At 52.8% G+C, this 15,509-nt stretch carries 14 protein-coding genes; 4 read left to right on the forward strand and 10 right to left on the reverse strand.

Features of this window, described 5'->3' with window-relative positions:
* Positions 1 to 4: 4 nt before the first annotated feature.
* The 4 genes from AC6R03_RS11300 to AC6R03_RS11315 are packed head-to-tail and all read left to right on the forward strand — an operon-like array spanning position 5 to position 5,287.
* Positions 5 to 1,231: an amidase gene (locus tag AC6R03_RS11300; RefSeq protein ID WP_500630793.1), complete on the forward strand. Its 1,227-nt coding sequence runs from the start codon at positions 5 to 7 to the stop codon at positions 1,229 to 1,231.
* Entirely contained in the window at positions 1,194 to 2,762 is a 1,569-nt protein-coding gene (locus AC6R03_RS11305; protein ID WP_500630794.1) for a gamma-glutamyltransferase family protein, read from the forward strand. The genes AC6R03_RS11300 and AC6R03_RS11305 overlap by 38 nt, the downstream gene beginning before the upstream one ends.
* Positions 2,762 to 4,012, forward strand: a complete 1,251-nt coding sequence (locus AC6R03_RS11310) for a pyridoxal-phosphate-dependent aminotransferase family protein (RefSeq protein WP_500630795.1) — start codon at positions 2,762 to 2,764, stop codon at positions 4,010 to 4,012. The genes AC6R03_RS11305 and AC6R03_RS11310 overlap by 1 nt, the downstream gene beginning before the upstream one ends.
* A 9-nt stretch (positions 4,013 to 4,021) precedes the next feature.
* Positions 4,022 to 5,287: an allantoate amidohydrolase gene (locus AC6R03_RS11315; RefSeq protein ID WP_500630796.1), complete on the forward strand. Its 1,266-nt coding sequence runs from the start codon at positions 4,022 to 4,024 to the stop codon at positions 5,285 to 5,287.
* A 10-nt stretch (positions 5,288 to 5,297) separates the two neighbouring features.
* Here AC6R03_RS11315 and AC6R03_RS11320 read toward each other — a convergent pair whose 3' ends face one another.
* The 10 genes from AC6R03_RS11320 to AC6R03_RS11365 all read right to left on the reverse strand — a co-directional run bounded on the left by AC6R03_RS11320 (position 5,298) and on the right by AC6R03_RS11365 (position 15,351).
* Positions 5,298 to 5,576 carry a putative quinol monooxygenase gene (locus AC6R03_RS11320; protein WP_500630797.1) on the reverse strand — a complete coding sequence of 93 codons (279 nt, stop codon included), beginning with the start codon at positions 5,574 to 5,576 and terminating at the stop codon, positions 5,298 to 5,300.
* A gap of 115 nt (positions 5,577 to 5,691) precedes the next feature.
* A complete protein-coding gene (locus AC6R03_RS11325) occupies positions 5,692 to 5,952 on the reverse strand; it encodes an EF-hand domain-containing protein (RefSeq protein WP_500630798.1) in 261 nt (86 codons plus the stop codon).
* Positions 5,953 to 6,078: 126 nt separating this feature from the next.
* The gene (locus AC6R03_RS11330) at positions 6,079 to 7,380 is read right to left on the reverse strand and encodes a urate hydroxylase PuuD (RefSeq protein WP_500630799.1); all 1,302 of its coding nucleotides are present in this window, start codon (positions 7,378 to 7,380) and stop codon (positions 6,079 to 6,081) included.
* On the reverse strand, positions 7,326 to 8,693 hold the full coding sequence (gene guaD, locus AC6R03_RS11335; protein WP_500630800.1) for a guanine deaminase: 1,368 nt from the start codon (positions 8,691 to 8,693) through the stop codon (positions 7,326 to 7,328). The genes AC6R03_RS11330 and guaD overlap by 55 nt, the downstream gene beginning before the upstream one ends.
* A 2-nt stretch (positions 8,694 to 8,695) precedes the next feature.
* Complete coding sequence (gene uraH / locus AC6R03_RS11340) at positions 8,696 to 9,019, reverse strand: hydroxyisourate hydrolase (RefSeq protein WP_500630801.1); 324 nt, start codon at positions 9,017 to 9,019, stop codon at positions 8,696 to 8,698.
* On the reverse strand, positions 9,016 to 9,534 hold the full coding sequence (locus AC6R03_RS11345; protein ID WP_500630802.1) for a 2-oxo-4-hydroxy-4-carboxy-5-ureidoimidazoline decarboxylase: 519 nt from the start codon (positions 9,532 to 9,534) through the stop codon (positions 9,016 to 9,018). Before AC6R03_RS11345 ends, uraH begins: the two co-directional genes overlap by 4 nt.
* Positions 9,521 to 10,423 carry a xanthine dehydrogenase accessory protein XdhC gene (gene xdhC / locus AC6R03_RS11350; protein ID WP_500630803.1) on the reverse strand — a complete coding sequence of 301 codons (903 nt, stop codon included), beginning with the start codon at positions 10,421 to 10,423 and terminating at the stop codon, positions 9,521 to 9,523. Before xdhC ends, AC6R03_RS11345 begins: the two co-directional genes overlap by 14 nt.
* On the reverse strand, positions 10,416 to 12,776 hold the full coding sequence (gene xdhB, locus AC6R03_RS11355; RefSeq protein WP_500630804.1) for a xanthine dehydrogenase molybdopterin binding subunit: 2,361 nt from the start codon (positions 12,774 to 12,776) through the stop codon (positions 10,416 to 10,418). The genes xdhC and xdhB overlap by 8 nt, the downstream gene beginning before the upstream one ends.
* Complete coding sequence (xdhA, locus tag AC6R03_RS11360; protein ID WP_500630805.1) at positions 12,769 to 14,181, reverse strand: xanthine dehydrogenase small subunit; 1,413 nt, start codon at positions 14,179 to 14,181, stop codon at positions 12,769 to 12,771. Before xdhA ends, xdhB begins: the two co-directional genes overlap by 8 nt.
* A 93-nt stretch (positions 14,182 to 14,274) precedes the next feature.
* Positions 14,275 to 15,351, reverse strand: coding sequence for a BMP family ABC transporter substrate-binding protein (locus AC6R03_RS11365; RefSeq protein WP_334551951.1), 1,077 nt, complete (start codon positions 15,349 to 15,351; stop codon positions 14,275 to 14,277).
* Positions 15,352 to 15,509 lie beyond the last annotated feature (158 nt).

A 15,509-nucleotide genomic window follows, 5' to 3' on the forward strand; every position in this document is an offset into this window, starting at 1 on the left:
AAAGATGATGAGTAAGGATACTCGAATTTATTGCGCGCAAGGGCCACACTCTTTGGCGCCGACAAAAAAAGGCCGACTGAGTGGCACTCGGTTTGTCTTTAAAGATCTGTTTGATGTAAAAGGCTACCGAACGGGGGCAGGCAATCCACAGTGGTTAGCCACTCATGATGTTGCCAGCCACACATCGCCGCTCATTACCACTTTGCTTGAGAGTGGTGCAGAGTGTGTTGGGCGAGTACAGACCGATGAGCTGGCGTACAGCTTAAACGGTCAAAATATCCATTACGGCACGCCAGTGAACCCCAAAGCGCCTGACGCGATTCCAGGTGGCTCATCGAGCGGCAGTGCGGTGGCGGTAGCAACTGGAGATTGCGATTTTTCAATCGGCACGGATACCGGTGGTTCAGTACGTGTCCCGGCCAGTTATTGTGGGCTGTATGGGTTGAGGCCGACGCATGGTGCGTTGAGCCTTCAACATTGCTTTGAACTGGCGGCTCGCTTTGACACTGCCGGTATTTTCACCAGAGATTTGGCGATGATGGAGCGAGTATGGACGAGCTTGTCGACTGACCACGGTGCAGCACCTCACCAACGGTCCTTCTATCTTGATGAGCAGTGCCGTGCTCTTATGAGTGCCGATCACACCGAGCAGTTAACGCGCCTCGAAGCATCGGGTGTAAAGATTCAACAAGGTGACTATCTTGCGCGTGCGGGATGGACGCTCGATCAGTTAAGTCACCTGTTTCGTACCCTGCAAGGTTTCGAGATCATTCGCCAACACGGTGAGTGGCTAGAGCGCTATGGGGAGAGCTTGGACCCGGCGATTGCAACGCGCGTCGAGTGGGCAAGAACCTTGACCGAGTCACAGTATACAGCGGCTTGTGATGAGCAACAGCGATTCAAACAGGCGTTAGTGGAGCATATGGAAGACCATGCGTTATGGTGGCTACTGCCTACCACGCCCGCCGGAGCGCCGAAACTGACCATGCCAGCTAATGAATTGGCCGTTTATCGCAGCCAGCTTATGGGTCTGACGAGTCTTGCTGGGCTCTCTGGCTTACCGCAATTGCATCTCCCTAACGCCGCAGCAGCGATGCCGTGCGGACTCTCGTTTATTGGCGGTGCGCACAGTGAACGTGCCCTTATCCAGACTGCCATGCAACTCAACCTAGACACGAGCCAAGGAGTGGCCGATGAAGCATCAAACCGCGTTTACCGCCCCACATCATAAAGCCGCCGAAGTTGGCCAAGCGATTTTAGACGCCGGTGGCACGGCCAGTGAAGCGATGGTTGCCGCCGCTGCGATGATCTCAGTCCAATACCCCCATATGAATAGCATCGGAGGGGATGGATTTTGGTTGATTGCGAAACAAGGCCAAGCCCCAGTCGCGATTGATGGTAGCGGCGATGCGGCGGCGCAGGTGGATGTTAACGCCTACCGATCTCTGGGTGATGAACTGCCCGATCATGGCGCGCTTTCGGCCATCACGATGGCGGGCACGGTCGCAGGTTGGCAAGCAGCGCTTGAGTATGATCATGGCAATATGACGCTGGATAGATTGCTCACCCCCGCGATCGATGCCGCGCACGAGGGGATCACCGCGACGCAAAGCTTGGTCAATGCCAGTGAAAAAACCTATCAGCGACTGGCTTCGCTAGACGGGTTTGCCGATATTTATCTGAGTCAAGGTGAGACGCTCAAGGTCGGCGATCGTATCTGCAATTCGGCGCTGGCCAATACCCTATCGATGCTGGCAGAAAAAGGACTAGAGGATTTCTATCGCGGAGATTTGGCGCAGTCGATGGCCGATGATCTAGCCGCGATGGGTAGCCCTATCCGTCTTGAAGACTTTCATCAATTTCGCGCTAAAGTGATGCAGCCACTGCATGTCAAGACCTCCAAAGGCACACTGTATAACTTTGGTGCACCGACCCAAGGGGTGGCGTCACTGCTGATTTTGGCTATCTACGATCGTTTAGCGGTCAACGCTCAGACCGAAGTGGAGCACATTCACTGCCTCGTTGAAGCCACTAAACAAGCGTTTCTGATTCGTGATCGAGAGGTGTGTGATGAGGCGTCATTGCGAGAGCCTTTGCAGCATTGGCTCAGTGACGACAAGGTGGCTAAATGTACTGCTGCCGTGAATCCTAACCGCGCCCTAGCTTGGCCTCACCAAGCCAAACCCGGCGATACGATCTGGATGGGGGCCAGTGATCAATACGGCACCATGGTCAGCTTTATTCAAAGCATTTACTGGGAGTTTGGGTCCGGTGTTGTGCTGCCAAAGACCGGAGTACTATGGAATATCCGCTCCAAGAGTTTTTCTCTGGATGCGCAACATCACAATGTATTGGCACCCAACAAGAAGCCTTTCCATACTCTCAACCCTGCTTATGCTGAGCTCAGTGATGGCCGCAGAATGAGCTACGGCACAATGGGCGGTGAAGGTCAGCCCCAAACGCAAGCGTGCCTATTTAGCCGCTACCACTATCAATCTTACCCCTTGGATAAGGCGATCTCAGAGCCACGCTGGCTGTTGGGGCGCACGTGGGGCGATGCCACACACAACTTACGCTTAGAGCGCTCACTTGACCAACGCTGCGGCGCTGAATTGGTAGCGCTCGGTCACGACGTCACCACCGTCGACGATAATAACGAGCTGATGGGCCATGCTGGCGCCATTGTGCTGGATGAACAAGGAAGAGCCATCGCCAGTAGCGATCCGCGTAGCGATGGCCAAAGTTTTGTAGGAGAACAATAATGTCACAGGCCAATGAGCTATTTGAAACACTTAACCCACCGCAACGCCTTTTGATGGGGCCGGGGCCAATCAACGCTTATCCTCGCGTGCATCAGGCCATCGCTCAGTCACTGATTGGTCAGTATGACCCTGTGATGACCGGTTACATGAACCAAGTACAGTCACTCTATCGCGGCGTTTTTCACACCCAAAACCCGCAGACGATGCTGGTGGATGGCACTGCGCGCGCGGGGATTGAGGCGGTGTTAGTGTCGGTGTTAAAACCGGGCGACAAAGTGCTGATCCCCGTCATTGGCCGCTTTGGTCACTTATTGTGCGAAATTGCGACTCGGGTTGGCGCTGTGGTGAAAACCATCGATATTGAGTGGGGTGAAGTGTGCGCGCCAGAGCAAATTGAACAGGCGATCAAAACCTTTCAGCCAACATTGCTCGCCACTGTTCAAGGGGACACCTCCACGACCATGAACCAACCGTTGGCTGAGATGGGCGAGCTGTGTCAGCGCTATGGTGTGCTGTTCTATTGTGATGCCACTGCGTCGATTGCCGGTAATGAATTGTATGTCGATGATTGGCATCTCGATGCGGTGTCAGCAGGGCTGCAGAAATGTTTAGGCGGACCTTCGGGCTCAGCGCCGATTACGCTGAGCGAGCGCTGCGCTGCGCTAATCAACAGTCGTAAACACGTCGAAGCGGGCATTCGTGCCGCTCACCACGTTGATGGTGAAGAAGCACCAATCCAATCGAACTACTTTGATTTAGCCATGGTGATGGATTATTGGGGGCCAGAGCGCCTTAACCACCATACTGAAGCCACCAGCATGCTTTATGCCGCACGCGAGTGTGCAAGACTGTTCCTTGAAGAGGGCCCAGAGCAGGTCATCGCGCGTCACAAGCAAGCGGGAGACGCGATGGCATCGGGGCTTCGCGCGATGGGGCTAGAGCTATTTGGCAATCAAAATTACAAAATGAATAACGTGGTCGGTGTGGCAATACCGAGCGTTAAAAAAGCAGCGGGTGAGGTCGATGGCGATGCGGTGCGTCTTGAACTGCTGCACCGGTTTGGTATCGAGATTGGTACCTCGTTTGGCCCACTGCATGGCAAGATCTGGCGCATCGGTACTATGGGGTTCAACGCGAGGCAAGAGTGCGTATTGACCACCTTGGCGGCGCTGGAAGCGGTGCTGATCAAACACCAAGCGGACATCATTCCCGGTCAGGCAGTTCTGGCGGCTATGGCGCATTATCAATAAGGAGCAGCCATGAGTGTAGATACAGTGGATGATAAGAGGCACCAAGCGATGAGCATCGGTGCTGATCGCATTATGGCTCAAGCCGACCAACTCGCTCAGTGCAGCGCGGAACGGGGTGCGCTGACACGCGGATACCTGACCAAAGAGCATCGAAGTGCCCACGATCTGATCGCGAAATGGATGTGCGATGCGGGACTAGAAACCTGGCAAGACAGTGTAGGCAACCAGTGGGGGCGCAAAGTAGGCAGCGACCCTGAGGCGAAAGCATTGGTGCTGGGCTCTCACAGTGACACGGTCAGAAATGCAGGTAAATACGATGGCAACCTCGGTATTATTCTCGCGATTGAAGCACTGTCGCAACTAAAAGAGTGCCGCTTTCCGTTCCACATCGATGTGGTGGCATTTGCAGACGAAGAAGGGATGCGTTTTAACACCACGCTCATTGGATCGAGTAGTGTTGCAGGGCAGTTTGATCCCAACTGGCTCGATATCGCGGATGCCGATGGTATGACCATGGCAGACGCCATGCGCCAGTTTGGACTGGCGCCGAGTCTCGCAGGTAACGACGCGCGTAACGATCTGCTTGCCTATTTGGAAGTGCATATTGAGCAAGGCCCAGTGCTAGAAGCAGAGTCATTGCCCGTCGGTATAGTGACCGGTATTGCCGGGGCAAAACGTTTTACCTGCAAGGTAGAGGGCATAGCGGGACACGCAGGCACAGTACCGATAGATTTGCGTCAGGATGCGCTGTGCGGCGCGGCTGAAATGGTGAATTTTATTGAACGTTTTGCCCGAGAGCAAGAGATTGTCGCGACGGTGGGTAAACTATCCGTCGCACCGGGTGCGGTGAACGTGATCCCAGGTGCAGTCGAGTTTACTCTGGACATTCGCTCTCTCAATCAGCCGACGCTGGAGGCGTGTTGTGAGGTCGTCATCAACGAGTTGAACTTGATTGCGAAAAAACGTCGCCTACATTTCGACAGTGACAAGATATATCAAGCGCAAGCGGTCCTGTGTGATGCCGCCTTGCAGCAGCAATGGGCCTCAGTCGTTGAGTCGGTGACCGCTCAAACGGCGCGCTGTTTGCCGAGTGGCGCAGGCCATGATGCCATGGTGATGGCGAACGTGACCGACATCGCAATGTTGTTTGTTCGCTGTGAGAAAGGCATTAGCCACCATCCTAAAGAACAAGTGAATCAAGACGATGTCGCGGTGGCACTGGAATGCTTGATAGGCATGATTGATTCAATGAACCTCAAGGCAAAGTCGCCTTAACGCCCTCTAGCTAGGATTCAGTGATGTCGTAATATCTTGCGACATTCTGAGTCACTTTTCCCCACTGTGACTCTTGTACTCGTCGTTGATGCTGCAGAAATGCTTCATGATCGACAAACTCTTCATACACATCAAATCGATGGATGTCGTCAGGATTTTGCGTGACCTCAAAGCACAGGCAGCCCGGCTCATTTCGAGTGAGTCTACAGTGTGTCTCCAGTTCGGCCAATACGATACTACGATCTTCGAAGGGAATAATGATATGGCCGGAGAGTGTGACTTTGTTCATTGTGCGTCCTTGGTAGAAAGTGCCTTCAGCATACCGTGCCCATAGGTGAAATCATAGGGATGATAGCGATAAAAAACGCCCACTAAGAGCGCGTCTTAAGTGGGCGTTAAGTTCGTTAGTCGCGAGCCGGTGGACGGTGGTCACTCATAAATTGTGAGAGTTCCGCCTCGGTGACTTTTCCATCGCCATCGGCATCAATAGTGCTAAAATCACGGGCTAACGGCCCTTTGGCTTCATCAGTGGTGATGTAGCCATCGCTATTTGAATCGATATCGCTAAAACTTGGCGGCGGGCCCTTGCGATCCCCGTCATTTGCACAAGCGGTGGTGATTAACAGAGCGCCGAGTAGCGCGGTACCAATGGTGAGAGTTTTCATCGTATTTTCCTTGTTAACAATGATTGACACACAGCATTGGAGCCGTTGAGTGGGATTTGGTTCGTAGCTTTACATTTTCTTACATTTCCCCCTCCCACCAGTGTGAACTGGCGGGAGGGGGAAAGATTAATGGCTGTGACTAAGGGCCTCTTTAAGTTGCTGACGCTCTTGGTCTGTCATATTGGTTTTGTTGAGAAAGGGCATATCGGCCGACTCGACCGTACGCGCTAGAATGCGCGGGCTCCAGCGCTCAATATCTTGCCAAGAGTCGAAGATTGCGCCACTAGGTGCGACGGTGAACACATCGTCAGTCGGTGTGGCGCTGTGACATTGGGTGCAGCGCTGCTCAATGATCTGCGTCGCTATTTCGATATAGTGAGTACGATTGATATCATAAGCAAGGCCGGAAGTGCCTCCTTCCGACGCGCTCTGTTGATGCAGGGCTGAGTCCTGAGAAGTGGTCGTTTGAGTGGCCACACTGCTTGCGGTTGCCGTTGCACGCGAGGCTTTATTCGCTTGAACGGATCCCCAACTGACGAAAACCGCGAGAAGCAGCATGGCTATCGAGCTTGAAATGAGTACGCTTGGCTTCGATTTACCCGCATGCTTGAGGTTAAAGTAATGGCGTAAATACGCGCTGATCACCAAAATCAGCATCCCCACTAACCAACTCAGCGAGTGTTGGTAGATCATCGGGTAGTGATTACTGATCATGAGAAAAATCACGGGAAGGGTGAAGTAGTTATTATGGATAGAGCGGCGTTTACCCTCCAGTCCGGGAGCCGGATCGACCGCTTCACCCGCCGCTACTTGCGCCACCATTTTACGCTGGCCGGGAATGATTTTATGGAACACGTTGTTGACCATGATGGTACCCATCAATGCACCCATATGGATAAAGGCACCCCGACCACTAAAGATGTGGGTAAAGCCATAGAAGAATAGCGCACCAAGCGCGATAAGTGCGCCGCAAAATAGCCCAGCGTGACGCGAGAGGGGGGAGCGCATCAATGCTTCATAGACAACAACGCCGAGTGCAATGCCACCCAAGCCCAAACTCACGGCTTGGAGGCTAGTTAAACTCATGACTCTGGGATCAATGAGGTAGGCGGCAGCGTTAAAATAGTACATCCAAATCATTAACGCGGTGCCAGTGATCCATGTCGTGTAGGCTTCCCATTTAAACCAGTGCAAGTTGGTCGGCATGCTTTGAGGTCCAACCTGGTATTTTGCTACTTCGTAAAAACCGCCACCATGCACGGCCCATAAGTCGCCTTTGATACCTTTATCTTTCTTCCATTGCGGTGGATTTTCTAGGCTATTGTCAAGCCAAGTGAAATAGAAACTGGCGCCAATCCAGGCCACCCCACAGATTACATGAAACCATTTGATAAAGAGCGCAAACCATTCGTAGAGTTGTGGCCACATACTGATACATCCTTTTGATAAACTAAATTTCCGTGAACATAAGTGCGTTCGATGACACGCTCATCGCCTAGGGTGACAAGGGCGAAGAGTTGCTCATTCAAATCCTGACAGCGCGCTGTACGCTGCTTGAGCATGGGAAACGCGTTGAGATCTAACTCAACAAAATCGGCTTCCGTGCCGACGTTAAAGTTGCCAATACAGTGATCCAGCCCCATCGCGACGGCGGCGCCCTGGGTACACAAATATAAGGACTCAAACGCATCGAGACTGATGCCTTGTAATTGACAGATTTTGTAGGCGTCACTTTGGTTTTTAAGCAAGCTCAAACTGGTTCCGCCGCCGACATCACTGGCAATCGAAATAGGAATACCTGCCTCTTTTGCTTGCTGATAGGGAAACAAACCGCTGCCCAAAAACAGATTCGATGATGGACAAAATGAGATTGACGCGCCACTGCTCGCCAGCGCATGTTGTTCCTGATCGCTAAGATGAATCGCGTGACCAAATAGGGCTCGATCGCGAACCAAATGGTTGCGCTCATAGACGCTAAGGTAATCGCTGTCGTCTGGGTAAAGTGATTGAACCCAAGCGACTTCGTTAATGTTTTCGCTTAAATGAGTTTGAATGAAGGTATCTGGATGCTCATTGGCCAGTTGTCCCGCCTTCGCTAACTGCTCCGGTGTGCTGGTCGGCGCAAAACGCGGCGTGATGGCATAAAGAGCACGGCCATTTTTGTGCCAGCGCTCAATCAAGGCTTTGCTATCACGATAGCTGCTCTCAGGCGTGTCTTGCAGTGCTTCTGGACAGAATCGGTCCATCATCACCTTGCCACAGACCATGCGCGCATCGTAGTCTTGCGCGGCGCTGAAAAAAGCGTTGACCGACTGCGGATGCACTGTGGCATAGACACTGGCTGTGGTGGTGCCGTGGGCAAACAACTGTTGCAGAAAAAAGTCGGCTTGCTGCTTGGCGTAATGGGCATCGTTAAAACGAAGCTCAGTGGGAAAGGTGTAGGTGTTGAGCCAATCTAACAGCTGTTTTCCATAACTGGCGATGATCTCAATCTGCGGAAAATGAACATGAGAGTCAATCAGGCCAGGAATCAATAAACCGGAGTGAACCTTGACTCGTCCCTGTGTGAGAAGATCTTGGTTGGTAGAGTGGGCGAAGAAGGCGTTGGCATCACCCACATGAACGATTTTTCCCTCTTCGATGACCAGTACGCCATCGCGCCAATACTCATAGTGCTTTTGGGGCTCAGATGTCGCTGTTGGAAAGTGCAACAAGGCGCCACGGTGAATCTGTCTAGCCATGATTAACTGCCTCGATAACTGGAGTAAGCGTAAGGAGATAGCAGCAGAGGAATGTGGATATGACGCGTGTCTGAAACGCTAAAGTGCACGTCCACGTAGGGGAAAAAGGCGTTGGAAAATACGCGTTGGCAGTAGGGGGCGACTAAAAATCGCAGGGTATAACTGCCTGCTGCTAATGTGGTGTTTTCAAAACGGGCGCGGCCATCATCGTCGGTGTGCATGCGGGCGATGGGATCCTGTGCGCCAAGTGGATAGAGTGCCACTTCAATGTTTGCTGCGGGGTGACCACTGGCGGTGTCGAGGATATGGCAACTGAGCGTGTTCATAAATAAGCTTCCATTCTAATTTGACTGATTTTGATCTGTTCTTGCGCGGCTTCGCGCAGTTCCACTTCTCGGCTTCGAGCAATCCGGGATTCAAGCAGTGCAAGCATCTCTTTGGCACTTTTGTTGGTCGCGCAGACGATGAAGATGAAGCCGAATTTCTCTCGGTAGCGCTGATTGAGCGTGAGCAATCGCTCTAGGGTCTCTCTATCGGCGCTGGCCACGTGGCTCTGCTCTTTTTCACTGAGTGCTCGGCCTTGCGCGTATTTCTTTTCTAGACTGGCGAGATCGCCGATCATTGGATGCCCGGCAAAGGCCTCAAGCCAATCTTTCTCTTCAAGCTGCTGGAAGGCACGGCTTGCGCTATGGCGCAGTGCTTCACCGTCTTGAAAGGGTGCCGATTCCATCACCAAGGCTTGCCAGCGCAAACTGGCGCAAATCTGACTGAGCGCGAAGCCATCGAGCTGTGCAATCGGGCGTTTACGTGAGGTATCACTTGTGGTTTTAGCTGTGGTCATGCGCATTCCTTTTGAGTTGGGAGGTTACGAGTTGACGAGCGTCGTTGGCCTCGCGCCAGAGCGATTCTGGGCTCGTTTCTATCGGCGAGGATGTGTGGCTGGCAAAGTAAGCATTGAGCTGCGCTGCGACCGAAATAGCCACTTGCATCGGCAGTTTGCCTTTGACATCAGGATGCCCAATCGGGCAGGTGAGGTGCTCAAGCGTGGCCGGGTCGGCCAGTTGCTCTTTCAGGCGATAGCTAAAGCGCTGCTTTTTCCCCTCTGAACCGATTAAACCAACGAAAGCAAACCTGTTGGCATCCAAGGCTTGGCGAGTAATGTCGAAATCGAGGGCGTGATCTTGCGTCATCACCACGATGTAAGCATGGCTAGGTAGCGATGTAAGGGTTTGCGTGACATCCTCGATTAGATGGGTATGAATGTGGGCATCTTTGAGCGGAGCTAACCACTCGCTGCGGGTATCGGCAACATGCAACTGGCAGGGCAGCTCAGTTAAGATCCGACACAGCGCTTGGCCGACATGCCCGGCCCCAAACACGACGACGTGTGGTGTTTGGGTGAGGAAATACTCCAACATTACTTGCACACCGCCGCCGCAACACTGTCCAAGATCGGCGGCGAGAGAAAAGCGTTCGATGGTAAGAGTCGATTGGGATGTTGCCAGCCCTTGACGCGCTTTTTCAATCACTTGGTATTCCAAGTTTCCACCACCAAGTGTGTCAAACTGAGCGCTCTCGGTGATCACCATCTTAGCGCCTTGATTGCGAGGTACCGAGCCGACACTGGCAATCACGGTGGCGATGCAGTAAGCCACACCTTGTGTCTCCAGCTGCTGACAGGCACTGAGCCATGAGAGTGAGCGGGAATGGAGAAATGGCGAATTAGTCATGGCTGTGCTCCTTCGCTCGTTGCTCGAGCCAGGTCAGTTGGTCTTCGCATGCAGAGAGAATCGCCTCGCCGGTCGCAGGCGCATGCAGCAAGGCAGCGTGTTGGTGTTCGCTAATGGACGAGATCGCATCAAAAATGGCGCACCAAGCGCTGATGCCGTGCATAAATGGCGGTTCACCCACCGCTTTAGAGCGATAGATGCTGGTTTCTGGGTTGGGTTTGTCGAACAAATCGATGTGCAACTGTTTGGGGTAATCACCAATGGTGGGGATTTTGTAGTTCATTGGGCTGTTACTGAGTAAACGCCCATCGTGTGCCCAGACCAACTCTTCACAAGTTAACCAGCCTAAGCCTTGGATAAAGGCACCCTCAATTTGGCCTTTATCTATGGCCGGATTTAAGCTGTTGCCAACATCGTGGAGGATGTCGACGCGCTCGACGGTCATTTCACCAGTTAGCGTGTCGATCATCACTTCAGAACACGAGGCGCCAAGAGCGAAGTAGTAAAATGGTCGACCGCTCGCGCTGGCTCTGTCATAGCCGATTTTCGGCGTTTGATAGAAGCCGGTCGCGGAGAGGGAAACGCGGTTCATATACGCCGCTTGTACCAGTTCCGCCCAACTGACTGGCGTTGTGGTACCGATCAATTGACCGCCTTCGATATCGATCTCTGCGACTTGATAATGGCTTTTAGCAAACTCAATCAGCCTTTGTTTGATCTCTGCCGCCGCGTTGTGCGCCGCCATGCCGTTGAGATCGGCGCCCGAAGAGGCGGCGGTCGGTGAGGTATTAGGCACTTTGTCGGTGCGTGTTGAGGTGACCAGTATGGCGTCAAGTGAGACGCCCAGCGTTTGCGCGACGATTAGGCCTACTTTGGTGTGTAAACCTTGGCCCATCTCGGTGCCGCCGTGTGAGACCTGTACCGAACCGTCGGTGTAGACATGAATCAAGGCGCCAGCTTGATTGAGGTGCTTGGCAGTAAATGAAATTCCAAACTTCACCGGGGTAAGCGCCAAGCCTTTTTTCAAATATGGATGAGCGAGGTTCCACTGAGCAATCGCTTCTCGGCGCTGACGATAATCACAGCGATCTTCGAGCGATGTGATCAGTTCTCGCATCTCTTGGTGTTGAGACACGTCCATGCCGTAAGGCGTGGTGTGCTTATTCTCGTTATAAAGATTGTTAAGACGCACATCTAGCGGGTCTTGGCCGGTGGCAATCGCTAACTCTTGCATCGCTTTTTCCATGACGATCATCCCTTGCGGGCCACCGAAACCACGAAACGCGGTATGAGACACAGTGTCGGTTTTTAAGCGATGACCCACGATGGTCGCTTCACCGAGTGAATAGGCGTTGTCTGCATGAAACATCGCACGGTCGACAATCGCATCAGAGAGATCCGGTGAGTGGCCGCATAGGCCATGAATGGCAATATTTGCGCCTTGAATGATACCGTTGCTGTCGGCACTCAGTTGATAGCTTTGATAGAAAGGGTGGCGCTTGCCTGTTGCTGTCATATCGAGCGCGCGCGGCAAGCGCAGCTTGACCGCTTGTCGAGTGTAGTACGCACCCAATGAGGCTAAGCATGCCCATTGCGCCGCTTGGCTCTCCTTACCGCCAAATCCACCGCCCATGCGGCGCATATCAACGGTGACGCGGTTGAAATCGAGACCGAGCACTTCGGCAATGAGCTTTTGCACTTCAGAGGGGTGTTGAGTGGAACATTGAACAAAAATGCCACCTTCTTCAGTTAGGTGCGCCAAGCTGACTTGACCTTCAAGGTAAAAATGCTCTTGGCCGCCCACATGCAGTTCGCCATTAATCACCACATCCGCGCCTTGCTGCCAGTCGCGCGCTTTGCTTGAGCCCATTTGGTGCGGTGGCAGAAGTGGCGCTTGGCCAACTGCGTCTTGATGGTGGAGTATCACTCGGTCATCGACCTCATACTCCACCTCAGCGAGTGAAGCGGCGCGCCATGCTTGCTGGTGGCTACGTGCCAGCACTAATGCGATGGGCTGGCCGTGGAAATGAATGTGTTGGTCGATCGTCAGCAGTGGATCGCCGGGAAAAATCGCACCGATGTCTTTATGCGCAGGGAGGTCGCACTCACTCAGCACAGCGACGATACCATCTGCCGCGCGAACGCGCTCAACGTCCAAACGTGTGATTCGGCCTTTGCTGACGCTACTGGTGATCACCGCCGCATGCAAGCAACCCGTTGGCGTGGGGTAGTCGTCGACGAAACGGGCCTCGCCGCTGACTTGTCGGTCGGCGCTTTCATGCTTGACGGAGCGGCCAACAATCTTGGATGGCTGTCTGTTTTGAGCCTGTTCAAGTACGGTTAATTTACGCATGGTGCACCAACCTCACATCAATGTGCTGTGTTTGCAGATAGAAACGTTTTAGCAGGTTTTGCACTAACTTAACTCGATATTGCGCGCTGCCACGGACATCGGACAGCGGCTGAATAACCTCAGGAACCTTCGCTTGCGCCGCATGGACGATGGGCAGGCTCATAGGACGCCCGACAAAGACTTTCTCAAGTTCGTTGAGGCGCACCGATTTTGCGGCGACTCCGCCAGCGGAAAGGATGCAATTCTTGACGCGCTGGTCGCTATCTATCGTCATATTGATGCCTAGGGTGACCGTGGCGATGTCGTCTTCATAGCGTTTGCTTATCTTGTATATCGCGTGATGTTGATTGGGCGCGAGTCTGGGTAGGTGAATCGCACTGATCCATTGATGGTCGCGCAATAAGGTTTCACGGTAGCCCGTGATGTAGTCTTCGGGGGCGAACAGCGTTTTCGTCAGGCCATCATCCACTTCGATACGTCCGTTGAGGCTCATCAACAGAGGAGCAATATCGCCAATGGGTGAGGCGTGGCCTAAGCTACCGCCAAGCGTTGCGCGGTGGCGAATGGTTAAACTGCCCAGTCTTTCAATCACCTCATCGGCACTGGGGAAATGCTCGCGTACAAAGGCGTGTACACGGTCCATCGGCACCGCAGCACCGATACGCCAACCAGAGGTGGTCTCGGTGATGGTGAGAAGATCATCGACATTAGAGATGTCGATCAGTTCAGGTAGTGAGCGACCTTGTTGGGTGACTTCCAATGAGAGGTCTGTGCCACCAGCAATCAGTTTAGCGCTCGGCATTTGGGATTTGGCTTGCGCCAGTTCAAGGCGCGTTTTGGGTCTAGCGTAGTGGTGGCAAGCGGCGTTATCGACACTGGCCATCCAGGTTTTCACTGCGCTGGTGTCTTGCTCCAGCGGATCGTCGATTGACTGGCTTGCGATGGTGTTGGCGACCTCGATCAACGGGCCGTAGCCAGTACAGCGACACAAATTTCCTGCGAGGTAGTCACTCGGGTGTGACACGGTCTGTTTTTGCTTTGATAGTGCGTAAAGGGACATCACAATCCCAGGCGTGCAAAAACCGCACTGGGTGCCATTTTTGTCGACCACCGCTTGTTGCACCGGATGCAAGGCTTGCGCTTGTTTGAGGTGTTCGACGGTAATGATTTGCTTACCATGCAGCGCGTGAACGGGGGTGATACAAGCATTGATTTGTTTGTAGCTCAGTTCGCCGTTTGGGTCTGATTCCACCATTACAACAGTGCATGCGCCGCAATCACCGCTGGCACAGCCCTCTTTTGAGCCGGTCAGTTGTTTGTGTTCGCGTAGGTAGTTAAGCAACATGGTGTCAGCGTCGAGGGACGCAATCTTAACAACCTCACGATTGATCATGAGCTCCAACATAACTTCCTCTGTTCTTATTGTCTTGTCCAACTGGTCAACTATTTAGGTAAAAAAAGGCTCGCACCCGTGAGCGAGATGCGAGCCTAGGTAGGTTTAGTTAGGAATTTTTGCGTCGATACCTTCGACGTACCAGTTCACGCCCGCAAGCTCTTTGTCATTGAGTGTGTATCCCGCTGCAATGACTTCGTTGCCTTGGTTATCTTTCATCGGGCCGGTAAATGGATGGAACTCGCCAGATTTGATCTTCGCCTCGGTTTCGGCGATGGCGTCTTTGATCTCAGCTGGCAGGTCTGGATTTATCGAGACAATTTGCAGCAACTCATCTTTTAGACCACCCCAATAGTCTTGTGGTGCCCAAGTGCCATCCATCGTTCCCTGTACCGTTTTGATGTAATGCGGTGCCCAGTTATCTCGTACCGAGAACATGTGGGCTTTCGGCGCGAAGTGGCTCATGTCGGAAGCTTGTCCAATCCCCATCACACCGCGTTTTTCCGCGGCAATCAGAGGCGCTGGGCTGTCGGTGTGTTGAATAATGATGTCTACGCCTTGGTCGATGAGCGCGTTCGCGGCGTCAGACTCTTTGCCTGGATCGTACCAAGTGTTGACCCAAACAATTTTCAGTTTCACATCGGGGTTGACACTTTTCGCACCAAGATAGACCGAGTTAATGTCGCGGATCACTTCCGGAATAGGGAATGATGCGATGTAGCCAAGGGTATTACTCTTTGTCGCCATGCCCGCAGCAACACCAGACACATAACGGCCCTCATAGGTACGAAGAGTGTAGGTGCCAAGGTTTTTCGCCATTTTGTAGCCCGTGGCGTGTTCAAAGGTGATGTTTGGGAAACGTTTGGCGACTTTCAGTGTTGGGTTCATAAAGCCAAACGAGGTGGTAAAGATGACATCGTTACCTGATTTCGCCAACTGAGTGATCACGCGCTCAGCGTCAGCCCCTTCGGGTACGTTTTCGACAAAGGTGGTTTTCACCTTTCCAGCGAAATGTTTTTCCATCTCAATGCGGCCTTGGTCGTGCTCATAGCTCCAGCCATGATCGCCGACGGGACCCACATAGACGAAGCCGACTTTGACTTCATCTTCTGCAAGCGTTGAAGCTGAGAGCAACGAGGTCACGGATAAGGCCACCGCTGTCATCCACTGATTCATTTTCATGAAATTCTCCGTTTTCATTTTTGGTTTGAGTAGTAAGAACCTAAGCTGAAACTGATTCTTATTTATCTGCATAGCAAAAACTTGACCAATTGGTCGTATTTTTAGCCGAAGGGTGAAAATAATCGCGCAACGCCCGTCAAATCTGGTGTGGGGTGAGG

The sequence above is a fragment of the Vibrio sp. R10-SG-ISO4 genome (assembly GCF_059834135.1).

Coding starts and splice junctions, on each gene's coding strand:
- AC6R03_RS11320 (WP_500630797.1), bottom strand. CDS start 5,576: ATGAACAAAGTCACACTCTCCGGCCATATCATTATTCCCTTCGAAGAT.
- AC6R03_RS11330 (WP_500630799.1), bottom strand. CDS start 7,380: ATGTGGCCACAACTCTACGAATGGTTTGCGCTCTTTATCAAATGGTTT.
- AC6R03_RS11345 (WP_500630802.1), bottom strand. CDS start 9,534: ATGACCACAGCTAAAACCACAAGTGATACCTCACGTAAACGCCCGATT.
- AC6R03_RS11315 (WP_500630796.1), top strand. CDS start 4,022: ATGAGTGTAGATACAGTGGATGATAAGAGGCACCAAGCGATGAGCATC.
- guaD (WP_500630800.1), bottom strand. CDS start 8,693: ATGGCTAGACAGATTCACCGTGGCGCCTTGTTGCACTTTCCAACAGCG.
- uraH (WP_500630801.1), bottom strand. CDS start 9,019: ATGAACACGCTCAGTTGCCATATCCTCGACACCGCCAGTGGTCACCCC.
- AC6R03_RS11310 (WP_500630795.1), top strand. CDS start 2,762: ATGTCACAGGCCAATGAGCTATTTGAAACACTTAACCCACCGCAACGC.
- AC6R03_RS11305 (WP_500630794.1), top strand. CDS start 1,194: ATGAAGCATCAAACCGCGTTTACCGCCCCACATCATAAAGCCGCCGAA.
- xdhB (WP_500630804.1), bottom strand. CDS start 12,776: ATGCGTAAATTAACCGTACTTGAACAGGCTCAAAACAGACAGCCATCC.
- AC6R03_RS11365 (WP_334551951.1), bottom strand. CDS start 15,351: ATGAAAATGAATCAGTGGATGACAGCGGTGGCCTTATCCGTGACCTCG.
- xdhA (WP_500630805.1), bottom strand. CDS start 14,181: ATGTTGGAGCTCATGATCAATCGTGAGGTTGTTAAGATTGCGTCCCTC.
- xdhC (WP_500630803.1), bottom strand. CDS start 10,423: ATGACTAATTCGCCATTTCTCCATTCCCGCTCACTCTCATGGCTCAGT.
- AC6R03_RS11300 (WP_500630793.1), top strand. CDS start 5: ATGATGAGTAAGGATACTCGAATTTATTGCGCGCAAGGGCCACACTCT.
- AC6R03_RS11325 (WP_500630798.1), bottom strand. CDS start 5,952: ATGAAAACTCTCACCATTGGTACCGCGCTACTCGGCGCTCTGTTAATC.